At 35.1% G+C, this 15897-nt stretch carries 13 protein-coding genes; 12 read left to right on the top strand and 1 reads right to left on the bottom strand.

Translation table 11 applies throughout. The annotated features are described in order from the left end of the window. Positions 1–470, top strand: a 470-nt coding sequence (locus tag B0A80_RS17665) for a sugar-binding protein (protein WP_233430767.1), incomplete at its 5' end; no start/stop codon positions are given. A gap of 141 nt (positions 471–611) precedes the next feature. On the opposite strand, the gene B0A80_RS17660 is transcribed toward B0A80_RS17665, so the two are convergent. Beyond that, positions 612–1652, bottom strand: a complete 1041-nt coding sequence (locus tag B0A80_RS17660; protein ID WP_089078146.1) for a LacI family DNA-binding transcriptional regulator — start codon at positions 1650–1652, stop codon at positions 612–614. A 230-nt stretch (positions 1653–1882) separates the two neighbouring features. Between B0A80_RS17660 and B0A80_RS17655 the strand changes: the two genes are divergently transcribed. From B0A80_RS17655 to B0A80_RS17605, 11 genes are all read left to right on the top strand, one after another. Beyond that, entirely contained in the window at positions 1883–2974 is a 1092-nt protein-coding gene (locus B0A80_RS17655) for a mevalonate kinase family protein (RefSeq protein WP_089078145.1), read from the top strand. Between the two features lie 152 nt (positions 2975–3126). Continuing rightward, positions 3127–4002 (top strand): sugar phosphate nucleotidyltransferase, encoded by an 876-nt coding sequence (locus tag B0A80_RS17650; protein WP_089078144.1) that lies wholly within the window; start codon positions 3127–3129, stop codon positions 4000–4002. Between the two features lie 184 nt (positions 4003–4186). Continuing rightward, positions 4187–5560, top strand: coding sequence for a sugar MFS transporter (locus B0A80_RS17645; protein WP_165769280.1), 1374 nt, complete (start codon positions 4187–4189; stop codon positions 5558–5560). 31 nt (positions 5561–5591) lie between these two features. Next, positions 5592–7520, top strand: coding sequence for a glucosamine-6-phosphate deaminase (gene nagB, locus B0A80_RS17640; protein WP_070906846.1), 1929 nt, complete (start codon positions 5592–5594; stop codon positions 7518–7520). A 420-nt stretch (positions 7521–7940) separates the two neighbouring features. After that, positions 7941–8177, top strand: coding sequence for a DUF3820 family protein (locus tag B0A80_RS17635; RefSeq protein ID WP_070906845.1), 237 nt, complete (start codon positions 7941–7943; stop codon positions 8175–8177). A gap of 156 nt (positions 8178–8333) precedes the next feature. Beyond that, on the top strand, positions 8334–8744 hold the full coding sequence (locus tag B0A80_RS17630; protein ID WP_070906843.1) for a DUF4190 domain-containing protein: 411 nt from the start codon (positions 8334–8336) through the stop codon (positions 8742–8744). Positions 8745–8756: 12 nt separating this feature from the next. Continuing rightward, on the top strand, positions 8757–9146 hold the full coding sequence (locus tag B0A80_RS21130; RefSeq protein WP_089078142.1) for a DUF2752 domain-containing protein: 390 nt from the start codon (positions 8757–8759) through the stop codon (positions 9144–9146). A gap of 216 nt (positions 9147–9362) precedes the next feature. Then, positions 9363–10976 (top strand): CTP synthase, encoded by a 1614-nt coding sequence (locus B0A80_RS17620; RefSeq protein ID WP_070906841.1) that lies wholly within the window; start codon positions 9363–9365, stop codon positions 10974–10976. Between the two features lie 80 nt (positions 10977–11056). Then, positions 11057–12970 carry a membrane protein insertase YidC gene (gene yidC, locus B0A80_RS17615; protein WP_089078141.1) on the top strand — a complete coding sequence of 638 codons (1914 nt, stop codon included), beginning with the start codon at positions 11057–11059 and terminating at the stop codon, positions 12968–12970. Between the two features lie 99 nt (positions 12971–13069). Further along, positions 13070–13786, top strand: coding sequence for a toxin-antitoxin system YwqK family antitoxin (locus tag B0A80_RS17610; RefSeq protein ID WP_089078140.1), 717 nt, complete (start codon positions 13070–13072; stop codon positions 13784–13786). Between the two features lie 314 nt (positions 13787–14100). Next, positions 14101–15843 (top strand): T9SS type A sorting domain-containing protein, encoded by a 1743-nt coding sequence (locus tag B0A80_RS17605; protein WP_089078139.1) that lies wholly within the window; start codon positions 14101–14103, stop codon positions 15841–15843. Positions 15844–15897: the final 54 nt, after the last annotated feature.

Genomic DNA, 15897 nt, shown 5'->3' with positions numbered 1-15897 from the left:
TCTTTTTTAATTTCAGAGTTTTTGATACCGGGATTTATATCGATCAAAAAGACGATAGTTTTGATAGTATTGGAAATTCAGATCGTGTAGAATTGTTTTTTAGAACCAGCGAATCCTTAGATCCTTATTATTGTCTGGAAATGGATACCGCCGGGCGTTTAATGGATTTTAGAGCGCGTCCTAACAAGGAATTTGATTTTGACTGGAAATGGCCTAAAACCGATTTTGAGATTAAAACCTCAAAAGATGAAATTTCTTTTACAGTTGAAGGACGAATCAGTATAAAATCCTTAAAAGAATTGAATTTAATACACAACAACACTATAGAAGCAGGTGTTTTTAGAGCTAAGTTTTTGGAGAATGAAAAGCGACAGTATGAACCCACCTGGATTTCCTGGGTGAATCCTGATACCGAAACTCCTAATTTTCATATTGCTTCTTCTTTTGGGAAATTTATTTTGATGGAGTAGAGGTTTACAGGACTAAATGATTTTTTCGCAAAGATTCGCAAAGTAAGCACAAAGTGGCACAAAGTTTTTTAAAACATTTTTTGTGTATCTCTGTGTAACCTTTGTGTGACTCTGTGGAATTTTTCGACAGTCCATCGTTATTTAAGAAACGTAGAAAGAAGCATTTTCTACATTAATAATATCTATCGGAAGTAAAATCGTTTCCGGAATATCTTTTCGGAACAAAAAGTGTTCAACCAAAGTACTCACCCCTAAATAAGCTTGTCTTTTTTGATTTTGATGAATTAAAAAATGAACCAATCCCTGATTCAGGAAATTCACATTTTTTTCCACTAAATCATAACCGATAATCGCAATCTTTTTATCCTTTACAGTAGACAGTATAGAGGCAATCTGGTACGCTTTTGAGGTCGTGATAAAAATACCTTTCAGATTTGGATTTTCGTCTAAAAACGCAGAAAATTTAGTTTCCACATTTTGATGTTTTAGTTTTAGAGTAGTGAGTGAAAAACCGCTAAGCTTTTTCTCATCAAAGTAACTTTTGAAGCCTTTTTCTTTTTCCTGCATGTGTACCGCATTCTTAAGGCTTTCGTCAATGTGTATGATGGCGATCTGTCCTTCTGTTAAAATCAGATTCATTAGGCTGGCAGCCACACGACCGCTTTTATGCAAATCCTGTCCAACAAAACTTTTTATAGATTCACCTTCAATTTGGTTATTGAATGTGTTTACAATGATGTTTAAATCGTCATATTGCTTTACAATTTCTACCGTTTCTTTGTGAAACAATGGAGCAATTAAAACAGCATCAGGCGATTTTTGGATAATGATATCATGAGCACTTAAGAACGATTTGGTGCTTTCCGGATTAAAGAAGTGTGTTTCGATAATAACACTATACGCTTTAAATTCGGTTTTAGCATCCTGGATTCCATTAATGCAGGGAAGCCAGTACGGGTCAATTTCCGGATCAGGCAGTAAAACACAAATTCTGTAAACTTTGGTGTTCTTTAAATTTCGTGCAATTAAGTTCGGTTCGTAATTAATGACGTTTAAAACTTCATTTATTTTGTCCAGTGCTGTAGGAGAAACTTTTCCTCTGTTATGCAAAACCCTGTCGACAGTCCCTTTCGAAACTCCGGCCATTTTTGCTATATCCTTAATGGTGTACTTTTTATCCATATTGGCAAATATAGAAACTTTGATTTGATTATTTAAAAATCCTGTAAGAATTAATTAGTGTGCTCGAGAACATTTCAATAGTGTGTTCGAGCACATTTTTTTGTTTTTTCTTGTTTTATAAAAATATAATCAATAGTTTCGTAGAATCAAAATCAAAAGAATAAAACCAATTTTTAACCAAATTTCATTGTAATTTATTGTTTTACAGTGTTTTATTATAAAAATTTCAAGTGAAAAAAATTACCTCATTAGCCCCGGGCAGAACCTGTCTCTTTGGAGATCATCAGGATTATTTAGGATTGCCGGTTATCGCCTGTGCAATCGATCGGAATATACAACTAATTGCCGAACAAAATCTGACTCAGACCTTTGTTTTAAATATGATTGATATTAATGAGACCCGTACCATTGATATTGACGCCACTTTCGACAAATTAGAACCCAGAGATTATTTTGCATCCTCCTTACGCGTATTGCGCAGGTACGGCTGTGTGCCAAACGTTGGATACGATATTACGATCACGGGAGATATTCCAATAAACTCCGGAACCTCTAGTTCTTCGGCTTTATTAATGGCATGGATTCGTTTTTTGATCGATGCTTATGGTATTGATCGTGAAGTTACACCTGAGTTTATTTCCAAATTGGGTTACGAATCTGAAGTGTTGGAACACGGAGAGCCGGGAGGAATGATGGACCATTTTAGCATTGGGGTGGGGAATATTGTGTACATCAATACCAAAGATCCCTTTTCGTATAAAGTAATAGGAACGAGCTTGAAAGGCCTGATAACAGGAGTTTCGGGAGTTCCAAAAGAAACAATTGGTTTGTTGGGAGAATTAAAAGGAAATGCTTTAATTTCTATCGATATCGTAAAGCAAAATTTCCCGGATTTTGATCTGCATGCTTCCAAAATAGAAGACCTGGACCGATACAGAAGTTGTTTACCGGACCGATTGATTCCTTTCTTTGAAGCGGCATTAAAAAACTATCATTATACCAAAGAAGCTCTGAAAGAGTTTGAAAAACCGGTTTTGGATCTTAAAAAAATAGGCGGATTGATGAATCAGCATCATGAAGTTTTACGTGATTTATTAAAAATTACTGTACCGCGAATTGATGCTATGGTCAATGCTGCTTTGCGCGCGGGTGCTTACGGAGCAAAAATTGTAGGTTCAGGCGGAGGCGGAAGTATAGTCGTTATCGCAAATCCGGAAAAAGAAGATCTGGTGATCGAAGCCATTCTCGAAGCAGGAGCTCATGAAGCCTATGCCGTAGCTGTTGATCCGGGTGTAAGGGTTATTGAAAATGTTGAGATTTAAGTTGTGAGAGGTGATAGGTGAGTTTTGGGAACCTGAAACCTGAAACCTGAAACCTGAAACTTGAAACTTGAAACATGAAACATGAAACATGAAACCTGAAACAATTCCAGACCTAATAGATTTAAGGAAATTCAAAATGAAAATATATAAATATGCATAACAATTTAGTTATTCTTGCGGGTGGAGCATCCTCGCGCATGAAAAAAGAAGCCATTTCAAACAATTTATCTGCGGAAGAAATTGCGCAGGCAAATGAAAGAAGTAAAGGGTTAATTGGAGTTGGAGCAAGCGGGAGGCCTTTACTGGATTATCTTCTGCTGAACGCTAAAAAAGCAGGTTATAAAAATATCTACATTATTATTGGTGAGCAGGGAGAGCTTTTTAAAGAGTTTTACGGCAGTCAGAATACTAATAACGATTTTCATGGGCTTACTATTTCATTTGCTGTACAATACATTCCCGAAGGCAGAGTGAAGCCCTTTGGTACTGCCGATGCTTTGTTTCAGGCGGTAGAACAGTTTCCGGAATTAAACACACAGCAGTATTCGGTTTGTAACAGTGACAACTTGTATTCGGCAGCAGCTTTACTTGCGCTTAGAGAGACCAACAGTCCAAATGCTTTTATTGCTTACGATCGCGATGCTTTGGAATTTCCTTCCGAAAGGATTTCGCGTTTCGCCATTGCTAAATTAGATCAGAACAATCAGTTGTTGGATATTTTAGAAAAACCTTCAGCCGATGTTTTAGCCGACTATAAAGATGTAGAAGGAAAAATCAGAGTAAGTATGAATGCTTTTAAATTCAACGGAAGCACTTTATATACTCATTTGAAGAATTGTCCCGTTCATCCCGAGCGCGACGAAAAAGAGCTGCCTACAGTGCTGTTAAATGCCGTAAAAGAAAATCCAAATACAACAATAGGTATTCCGTTTTCGGAGCATGTTCCTGATCTGACTGCTAAAGAAGATATTGCTGATGTGAAGGAGTATTTGAAGCAATATTATCCGGTTTTAGACTGGAGTATTTAGGAAAAATTAACAAAATATTGATATCTAATTTACAGATAAGTATAACTTATTAGACTACTTTTGTTTTAAAATTGCAAAAAATACGCACTGAATTGCGGGTAAATTGCGATATATTTGCAAAAAGTGTTGGTGTTATTTTAGAGGAATCAAACAACTAATCTATTAACTATCAACCGATAAAATTATGTCAAAAATTGAGACTGCAATACATATAGAAAAGAGGAGTTCAATCATTCCGATGATTATTCTTACCGCATTGTTTTTTATATTGGGATTTGTCACCTGGTTAAACGGACCTTTAATTCCTTTTTTTGAATTAGCGTGCGAGTTGTCTTCTTCTCAGGCCTATTTTGTAACTTTTGCTTTTTATATTGCCTATTTTGTAATGGCAGTTCCATCGTCCTGGGTCATTGAAAAGGTAGGGTATAAAAATGGTATCTCTTTAGGATTATTAATCATTGCAGCCGGAGCATTTATGTTTTATCCGGCCGCCGAAAGCCGAACCTTTTTACTGTTTTTAATTGCTTTGTTTGTGATGGGAACCGGTCTGGCAATTTTGCAGACGGCTTCAAATCCCTATGTAGTAGTAATTGGGCCGAGAGAAAGTGCAGCAGCCAGAATTAGTGTGCTGGGTATCGCCAATAAACTGGCAGGTTTTGTAGCGCCATTGATATTAACGGCATTGGTACTGTCTAACATGCAGGAGTTTACAGCAGATAAGATTGCGGTTTTAGACGCCGTTTCAAAAACAAATGCTTTAAATTCACTTGCATTACAATTGCAAAGACCCTATCTTTATATGGGATTGATTATAATGGTTTTAGCACTTTTGGTAAAACTGTCTCCACTTCCGGAAATTGATTTGGATGAAGAAGGAAATGTAGCACATCTGAGTATTTTTAAGCAAATTAGAAATGCTTTCAGACGCCCGCAATTGGTTTTAGGAGTAATCACTTTGATGCTGTATTTAGCAGCCGAAGTCCTGGCCGGAGATTCTATTGGAGGATTCGGAAAACAATTAGGCGTATATGGAACTGAAGGGAATTTTTATTTAAAACTAACTTCTTTTACCATGTCGGCAATGGTAGTAGGGTATATATTAGGGATCACATTAATTCCAAAATATCTTTCACAAGTAACAGCTTTGAAAGGATCCGGAGTTTTGGGAGTAATTTTAGTGTTGGCAATAGTATTGATTTCGCCAAAAATAATGATTCAGTTACCCGGGATTCCAAACTTACCGGTGGTGATACTTTTAGTAGCATTATTAGGCTTGGCCAACGCGCTTTGCTGGCCGGCTATCTGGCCGATGGCATTAGAGGATTTGGGAGGTTATACTAAAATTGGAAGTGCAATTTTGATCATGGGGATCATCGGAGGAGCAATTTTTCCTTTGTTCTACGGAATGATCACAGAAAATATAAATGCAGCAAATACGACTAATGGTACCGTGGGAGTTTCAAAAAGCGGAAATCAGATTGCTTATTTAATGCTGCTGCCATCCTATTTAATGATCCTTTTTTACGCAGTAAAAGGACATAAATATCGAAAGTGGTAAGATGTAACGAGTAAAATTAAAAAACTATATCATGTTAAAAAGTAAAATCGACAAAGCAACAGGGTTCGAAAAACGTTTCGAAAACATCAATACGGTCGTTTTTGAAAATTCCGGCGATGCATCAAAAGAAGTAGCTCAGGAAATTGCGGCTTTAATTCAATCCAAACAAAAAGAAAACAAACCTTGTATTTTAGGATTAGCAACAGGTTCTTCTCCAAAAGGACTATATGCTGAATTGGTTCGTTTACACAAAGAAGAAGGCTTGAGCTTTAAAAATGTAATTAGTTTTAACCTGGATGAATATTATCCAATGGAACCAAATTCAATCAACAGTTACGTTCGTTTTATGAAAGAATTGCTGTTTGATCATGTCGATATTTTACCTGAAAATTACCATGTTCCGGACGGACTTTTGACCAAAGAGCAAATCGCAGATTATTGCCACGATTATGAGGCAAAGATTGAAGCTCTTGGCGGAATTGATTTGCAGATTCTTGGAATTGGAGGTAACGGACATATTGGTTTCAACGAATCAGGATCGTTGCAAAACTCTAAAACACGTTTAGTGGCTTTAGACCATATTACCAGAGTTGCGGCAAGTAAAGATTTCTTCGGATTGAGTAATACGCCAAGAACAGCTATAACACTTGGAGTAAAAAAGATTATGGAAGCCAAGCAGGTAATTTTACTGGCTTGGGGAGAAGGAAAATCAAATATTGTAAAGAAATCGGTAGAAGATGAAGTAACCAATCGTGTACCGGCTTCCTTCTTACAGGAGCATAACAATGCGGTATTTGTTTTAGACAAAGAAGCTTCTTCAAAACTTACCAGAATCAACAAGCCTTGGTTGGTAGAAAAAGTAGTATGGACGGATAAACTGACTCGTAAGGCTGTTTTAGGATTAGCACTTCAGCTTAAAAAACCAATCTTAATGCTTACCGATGCTGATTATATCGAAAACGGAATGAGCGATTTATTAGCTGATTCAGGTCCTGCATACGATATTAACATTAAAATATTCAACAAACTTCAAAATACAATTACAGGATGGCCGGGTGGTAAGCCAAATGCGGAAGACACCAACCGTCCGGAAAGAGCGGAACCGGCTAAGAAGAGAGTATTGATTTTTAGTCCGCATCCCGATGATGATATCATCAGTATGGGTGGAACTTTTATGCGTTTGCAAGAACAGGGACATGAAGTACACGTGGCGTATCAAACGTCTGGGAATATTGCTGTAGCCGATGATGAAGCTTTGCGTTTTGCAAGATTCGTAATTGATTACAATGAAAAATTTGGAATCAAAAGCGAAGAAGCAGACAATATTTACCAAAAAGCGGCAACTTTCTTAACCAATAAAAAGAACAGCGAAATTGATATTCCTGAAGTTCGTTACATCAAAGGATTAATCAGAAAAGGAGAGGCGAGAGCAACCAGTCATTTTGTAGGTTTAACCGATGATCAGATTCATTTTATGGAATTACCATTCTATGAAACCGGAACCATTGAGAAAAAACCAATCGGAAAAGAAGATATTCAATTGACGATGGATTTAATCGAAAAAATCAAACCACACCAAATTTATGCCGCAGGAGATTTAGCGGATCCACACGGAACACATAAAGTATGTCTGGACGCTATTTTTGAAGCAGTAAAAGCGCTGAAACCAAAATCATTTATGGACGATTGCTGGTTGTGGCTGTACCGTGGAGCATGGCAGGAATGGGGAATTGACGAAGTGGAAATGGCTGTGCCAATGAGCCCTGATCAGGTTTTAGCAAAACGTCACGGAATCTTCAAGCATCAGTCTCAAAAAGACGGTGTTGTTTTCCAGGGAACCGATGCCAGAGAATTTTGGCAAAGAGCCGAAGACCGAAATGCGGAAACAGCTGCGTTATACCAACAATTAGGTTTAGCGACCTATGCCGCGATGGAAGCTTTTGTGAGATGGCATTACTAAAGTTCAAAGGCTCTGAGGTACTAAGATTCTAAGATACTAAGTTTTTATATTCGCCACGACCCGAGCGATAGCGAATAGGCGAAGCAATTCACGAATTAGTTTAAATATAATTCGTGAATTTGTGGCGATTTTTTTTAAGTCACATCGTTTTCGCTAAAATAAAAAGATTAGAAAATCATTTTAATCCTTCTAATCTGTGGCAAAAGAAAATATTAAAAGGTTCTAAGGTTTTAGTTATCAGTCGCAGTTTACACTGTCAGTGACAGTAAGTTTGAAACCGAGACAGAAAAACTGAGACTGAAAACTATTTTTTAATCTGTGGCAAAAGAAAAAAAATAATAATAGCTTTGCGCAACAAGAAGCAAGAGAAGAGAATGAGTCTATATTCTTTCCTCTTGCTTCTTTTTTCTTAAAAAAAAAATGGAATCAGACAAAAAACTTCTCATCAAATTAGCCCATACCAAAATGCCTTTCGGAAAATACGAAGGTTATTTTTTAATTGATTTACCCGAATATTATGTCGTTTGGTATCAAAACAAAGGGTTTCCAAAAGGAGAATTGGGACAACAGTTGCAACTTATATACGAATTAAAGTTAAATGGACTGGAAGAACTGATCCGAAATATCAAAAAACAATATCCGAAACCTATTAAGTAGTTGAGAAATAAGCTGATATTTTAGAATCATCAATGTTTTTAAATTAATAAATACAGAAAAAGTACGTTAATTTAATTGTTGATAACTTAGGTAGGTTAGTTACAGTTTGTGTAAGTCGTTTTCTATTTTTGTCAGAACTAACAACAACAATTTTTTATGGAAAATAATTTACCTTCTTCAAATGCTGGTCAGTCATTAGGTATTATCGCTTTAATTTTTGGTATTATCGGTGTATTAGCAGCATTTATTCCTTGCTTTGGTTTTATTGCAGTTTTATTTGGAATTCTTGCAATTGTATTTGGAGCAATTGCTTTAAATCAGGCAAAAAAAGAAAATGCATCGACTTCTTTACCAAAAGCCGGATTATATTTAGGAATTGCAGCAACAGTTTTTGTTATTATCTGGGTGGCTATTTTTGTTGGTTCAATAGGTTCTCTTGCTTTAGAGCATAAAGATGAAATCAAAAGAGCTTTAGATTCTGTTGAGGTGGAACAAATAAAAACAGATGATTCTTTAGATATAAAAGTACAGGTAGATACTACTACAATTGAGACTACTGTAAAATAATTCCTTGTATAAATGATGGTTTATCAAGGAATTGATTCTTATAAAAAGATAAACGTAATTTTGATCGTCATAATTATGTTTGTCTTTTTTTATTGCTTTTTTCTCCCATATTTAAATTTTGGTTTGCGTTCATCCTGCGAAGGATTGCCGTTGATGTATTGTAAAAGCCGTGGACTCACAAGGGCTTTTTCTGAATTACTTAGGTTTCATTTTCATGAAGCAATTATTTACAATCCATTTAGTATAAAAATCTTTGGATTCTTTTTGTTTCAGCTTACTGCGAGATTTTTTATCAATGGCATCATTTCTTTTTCCATATTTAAAATCGTATTAATCTTTGATATTTCGGTAAGTGTAATTTCTTTTCTTTTTTGTTTTTACAATTTGATACTTCCATACTAGAAAATAATTGCTTTGTATTTTTGAGTTTTACTTATGGATTTTTAGTTAATAGTGGTAAAAAATATTCATTTTGATAAAATAATTGATTGGTAAAGTATTTAAAATAAAATGTGCTTAAAAAATTAAAAATTATCTCATTCCTGAATTGATAAATTGTCTAATTAAATTTGTACTTTTGCCAAGTTTTTTACACAACTACATACAAACAACAACAGAATGAATCAAACAAAATATATTTTTGTTACAGGCGGTGTGACTTCTTCATTAGGAAAAGGAATTATCGCGGCATCTTTAGCAAAATTGTTACAAGGAAGAGGATACCGTACAACTATTCAGAAATTTGATCCGTATATCAATGTGGATCCGGGTACGTTGAATCCATACGAGCACGGAGAATGTTATGTAACAGATGATGGTGCTGAAACAGATTTAGATTTAGGTCATTATGAGCGTTTCTTGAACGTTCCTACTTCTCAGGCCAATAACGTTACTACAGGAAGAGTTTATCTTTCAGTTATTGAAAAAGAAAGAAGAGGAGAGTTTTTAGGAAAAACAGTTCAGGTAGTTCCTCATATTACAAACGAAATCAAAGACAGAATGCAATTGTTGGGTAAATCCGGCGATTATGACATTGTCATTACTGAAATTGGTGGAACCGTTGGTGATATCGAATCATTACCTTATATAGAATCTGTTCGTCAGTTAGTTTGGGAATTGGGTGAAAATAACGGAATCGTTATTCATTTAACATTGGTTCCATATTTAGCTGCAGCGGGTGAGTTGAAAACAAAACCAACACAGCACTCTGTAAAAACATTGATGGAAAGCGGAATCAAAGCAGATATTTTGGTTTGTAGAACTGAGCATGAATTGTCTCAGGAACTGCGTCAGAAGCTGGCTTTGTTCTGTAATGTTAAGAAAGAAGCCGTTATTCAGTCTATTGATGCTTCAACAATATACGAAGTTCCAAATTTAATGCTTGAAGAAGGATTAGATGTAGTGGCTTTGAAAAAATTAGATTTGCCTAAAAAAGCTTCTCCGGATCTTAAAAACTGGAATACGTTTTTGAAAAGACTGAAAAATCCAAAGCATACCGTAAATATTGGTTTGGTTGGAAAATATGTAGAAATGCAGGATTGTTACAAATCTATTTTAGAAGCATTCATACACGCAGGTGCAGCAAACGAAACCAAAGTAAATGTAATTTCGATACATTCAGAACATATTAATGCTGAAAATATTGTAGAAAAATTAGCAGGTCTGGATGGAGTTTTAGTAGCTCCTGGTTTTGGAGAAAGAGGTATCGAAGGAAAAATCGAAGCCGTTCGTTATGTGCGTGAAAACAACATTCCGTTTTTCGGAATTTGTTTAGGAATGCAAATGTCTGTAATCGAATATTCAAGAAATATTCTAGGTTACAAAGAAGCGAATTCTACTGAGATGAACGACAAAACGCCTCATCCTGTGGTGAATTTGATGGAAGAGCAAAAAACAGTGACAGATAAAGGCGGAACCATGCGTTTAGGAGCGTGGAAATGTGATATCAAGCCTGATACGCTGGCGTATAAAATCTACGGTCAGAAAACAATTTCAGAGCGTCACCGTCACCGTTATGAATACAATAATAAATATGCTGACGAATTGCAAAATGCAGGTTTGAAAGCTTCAGGAGTAAACCCGGATACAGGTTTGGTAGAAATTGTAGAACTTGAAAATCATCCGTTTTTCATTGGGGTACAATACCATCCTGAATACAAAAGTACAGTAGCAAATCCACATCCGATTTTTGTAAACTTTGTGGCTGCTGCAGTGAATGCGCATAAAAAATAATAATTAATATTCTGAAAAGTGTAACGTTTGAATCTAATTCAGCACTAATACCTTTTTAACGAATAACTTTTTAAACTGTAATGGAAGAAAAAAAATTTGATCTTAATTCAATCATTGGTTTTGTATTGATATTTGGAATTTTGATTTGGATTATGTACCAAAATCAGCCTTCTGATAAAGAGATTGCTGCTGAAAAAGCCAAAAAAGAACTAATTGCCAAGCAAGAAGCACAAGCGAAAGCGGATAAAACTAAAACAGCTGTTTTACCGGTTGCTGCAGCTGCAACTCCTGGTGATACAGTGCAATTGGCACAATTACAAAAAACATTAGGTGGTTTTGCTTATTCAGCTACACTGCCTTCTGCTAAAGAGGGTTTTACAACTATTGAAAACGAAAAGATTAAACTTAAAATCGCTAACAAAGGTGGTTATATAGTAGAAGCTACGTTGAAAGAGTTCAAAAAGTTTGAAAAAAATTCAGGACAATTAGTTGAATTGATTAAAGACAATAATGCTAATTTAAACATTCAGTTACAAACTGCTGATAACAGAACTTTAAATTCTAAAGATTTGTTTTTTGAACCTACGCTAACTAAAAATGGCGCAGATCAAATTTTAACAATGCGTTTGAAAGCAGGTGCTAATGAATTCTTAGAATACAAATATGTTCTTAAACCAAATGATTATTTAGTTGGTTTTGATGTTCGTTCTCAGGGATTAAACAAAGTTTTAAATACTGGAAAACCATTAGATTTACAGTGGGATTTAAAAACGTACAGAAACGAAAAGAGTATTTCGTATGAAAACCGTTATGCTGAAATTTACTATAATTATAAGGATGGTAAAGAAAGTTATGTAGGTCAGGGCGATCATAAAGAAGAAACACCTGAAAAGGTAGATTATATTGCATTTAAGCAACATTTCTTTGCTACAATTTTACAAACCAATACTTCTTTTGAAAAGTCACAGCTTGTTTCTCAAAACTTAGTAAAAGACGAAAAAATAGATACTGTTTATACAAAACAGTTTAGAGCGAATGTTCCTTTGGCTTTCTCTAATGGAGAAATAGATTATAAAATGAGCTGGTATTTTGGACCGGCAGATTATAAAATTTTAAAATCTTACGATAAGAATTTTGAAAAAATTATTCCATTAGGTTGGGGTATTTTTGGCTGGATTAACCGATTGATTTTTATTCCGTTGTTTGGATTCTTAAGCTCTACAATTGGATTATCATTAGGAATTGCGATTATCATCTTTACGATTATTATTAAATTGGCCATGTCGCCAATTACCTATAAGTCATTCCTGTCTCAGGCTAAAATGAAAGTTTTACGTCCGGAGATTACAGAATTGGGAGAAAAATTCAAAAAAGACCCAATGAAAAAACAACAGGAAACGATGAAACTGTACAACAAAGCAGGAGTAAACCCAATGGCAGGATGTATTCCGGCATTGATTCAGCTTCCTTTTATGTATGCTTCATTCCAGTTCTTCCCTTCAGCTTTTGAGTTAAGACAAAAAGGTTTCCTTTGGGCAGATGATTTGTCTTCTTTTGACTCGGTTGTAAAATTGCCATTCCATATTCCGTTATATGGAGATCATATCAGTTTGTTCCCAATTTTGGCAGCAATTGCGATTTTCTTCTACATGAAAATGACATCCGGAGATCAGCAAATGGCAGCGCCTCAGCAAGAAGGTATGCCGGATATGGCAAAAATGATGAAAATCATGATTTATGTTTCGCCATTAATGATGTTAATTTTCTTCAATAGTTATGGTGCCGGATTAAGTTTGTACAACTTTATTTCGAACTTAATTACAATCGGTATCATGTATGTAATTAAAAATTACATTGTTGATAGTGATAAAATTCACGCTCAGATTCAGGAAAATAAATTAAAAGAGCCTAAAAAGCAAAGTAAGTTTCAACAACGTCTTCAGGAAGTAATGGAACAGCAAGAAGCTGCAAAAGCTCAGAATAAAAAGAAATAATACCAATAAAAAAATCTCGATTCTTCGGGATTTTTTTATATCTGAAATATACTTAATCAAAGTCAGAATCGTTAAAGTTTAAAATAGAATATAAAAGATATGATTTCTAAAAAAATAATAGCCGGATTACTTTTATTAAACACCTTTTTTACAGTAGCGCAAGAGGTCAATAAATCGGATGCTAACGGAAAAAAAGAGGGAGTTTGGAAAGGAATTTATGAAGTTTCTAAACGTCCTCGTTATGAAGGAACTTTTAGTCACGGAAAAGAAACCGGAGTGTTTAAATTCTTTGATGATACTAAAAAAGGAGATGTTGTAGCAACTCGTGATTTTACAGCAAACGATGGAAGTTCCTATACCATTTTTTACGATCAGAATAAAAATAAAGTAAGCGAAGGTAAGGAAATCGGAAAATCACGTGAAGGTGAGTGGAAATACTATCATAAAGCTTCGAAAGCAATTATGACGCTTGAAAAATACAAAGCCGGAAAATTAGAAGGAGCGAGAATCGTGTATTATCCGGATTCTAAAATTGCCGAGGAAATGACTTATAAAGAAGGTTTGAAAGAGGGTGTTTATAAAAAGTACGGGCAAAACGGAATTCTTTTAGAGCAGAGTACTTTTAAAAATAACGAATACAATGGCGATGCTGTTTTTTACGACTCTGATGGAGTCGTAGCTTCTAAAGGAAAATTTACCAGAGGGAAGAAATCCGGGATGTGGCAGTTTTACTTTAAAGGAAAATTAACGAAGGAAGTTAATATGAGTGATCCTAAAAGTAGTTATCAGGCCGATTCAAAACCTAAGACGGAGTAATAATTTGTAATTAGAATGCCTCGGTATTTAGTTTTCCGGATTAATTTGAATTTTACCACTATAGAAGAATGAGAAGAACAAATTCTTAGGACTGGTTCTTTACTTATTGTGTTTATATTGAGTGAATTGGAAATATATCGTTCGAATCTGATGATTTTTTTGTTCTTGTTTTAAAAAAAAAACAATACCTATTGCTGTTTTTTTTAGTTAGTAAACATTTATATTCGATGCTGAATCTTGATTTCGCTAATTCACCTTTTAATTATAGAAGTATCTGGTAAAGCTTCTTCTTCACACAAAAAAAGAAAAAATATATGAAAAAAAACTACATCTTTTTATTACTCTTAGTGTTGACTGTTTTTTTTAGTAATGTGGCCGTATCTCAGACTTCCTTAGGCTCATGCAGCAGTTTTATAAGCAACTTGAAGAAGGAGCTTACGGCCTCTGCCGGAAGAAAGGAAAGCAATAATGTTTTGCTTCAGATTGCGGATTCAAAAAGTTTTAGCGGAAAAATAAACTACAAAGAGTCAAGCATTTCGAGTGAATATTTAATCGGAGAGATTAAAAATGTTTCCGGATCTTCTTTTTACCTTAGGGTAATGGAAAAATCACTTGAAGGACATATTATTCTTAAGAAAACAAATGAAGCATACAAATACTCATCAGATGCTCATGGAAATGCTTATGTATCAAAAGTAGATATTAATTCCTTGATTTGTGTAGATTATGCTACTCTGTCACAAAAGGAAGCAAAAACTGCAAAAAATAGTTCCGCTGCAATTAATGCAGATCTGTTAAAGTTAGAAAGTTTTCCTGGTGGGATAGGATGTATATTATTGGATTTTGATGGACATACGATGCCTGCGGGAAGCCTTTGGAATAATGGAGGAGCAATTTATGCTCTCCCTTCAGGAATGACTGATGCTTTTATACTTCAGGCTTTTGAGGTTGTTGCAGAAGATTTCAGGCCTTTTAATTTAAATATTACAACAAATGAGGCTGTTTTTAATACCTATCCAAAAACAAAAAGAAAACGTGTTGTAATCACTCCCACAGATACTGCAAGTCCTGGAGAAGGAGGTGTAGCTTTTATAGGATCTTTTACATGGGATAATGATGTTCCGGCCTGGTGCTTTAATGTCAATACCGGTAAAGCAGCAGGAGAAACAGCTTCTCATGAGATCGGGCATCTCTTTTCATTAAAACATGATGGACGTACTTCTCCTAGCGAAGGGTATTTTTCAGGGTTAAACGGAACTTCCTGGGGGCCGATCATGGGAACGTCTTTTGTCAGACCCGTTTCGCATTGGAGTAAAGGTGAATATAATAATGCTAATAATACCGAAGATGATGTTGCAATTATTTCGGATAAAAGCTGGGGAATAGGTTACAGAACTGATGATTATGGAAATAATACAGCTTCAGCATTTAATCTGACGCTAAGCAGTAAAGGAGAAATTATTAAAAGAGATGGTGTAATAGAAAAAGAAAGCGATAAAGATTTCTTTAGTTTTACTACTAGCGGAGGAGATGTGAGTATCGAAGCAAATACAGTAAGCAGATGGGGAACTGGTAATCTTCATATTTTGATTCAGTTGTACAATTCGGCAGGTGTCGAAATCGGGCAGTATTGGGACTCCGATCCGTACAATCTAGATGGGTTTATGTTTGCAAATCTTTTGGCTGGTAAGTATTTTATCAGCATTAGTGGGGTTGGTGCAGGAGATAAAACTAATGGCGGGTATTCGGCGTATGGTTCTATCGGAAGTTATTCTATTTCCGGAACTATTCCAAATACTAACCTGAACACCTTGTCGTTTGATAAAAACTTAAACTTTGTGATATATCCTAATCCAAGTAATAAGATTATAACAATTAAGTCAGATCACGATGCGACTTTAAGCCTCATTACGATATTAGGGAAAACTATAACAACATTTAAAGTGAAGGCTAATGTAGAGGATATCCTAAATGTTGAAAATTTATCCAGTGGTATTTATTTTCTTAGCGAAATGAATGAAGGCAAATTAATCACGCATAAATTTGTTAGAAAGTAATAAGTTTTATTTACAACGGCATTGTATAAACTAATCAAAAACTACTGCAATTTT

The sequence above is a fragment of the Flavobacterium tructae genome, assembly GCF_002217475.1.
Classification (GTDB): Bacteria; Bacteroidota; Bacteroidia; order Flavobacteriales; family Flavobacteriaceae; genus Flavobacterium; species Flavobacterium tructae.
The sequence above is the reverse complement of the archived record's forward strand: the minus strand, read 5'-3'. Positions and strand labels throughout refer to the sequence as shown.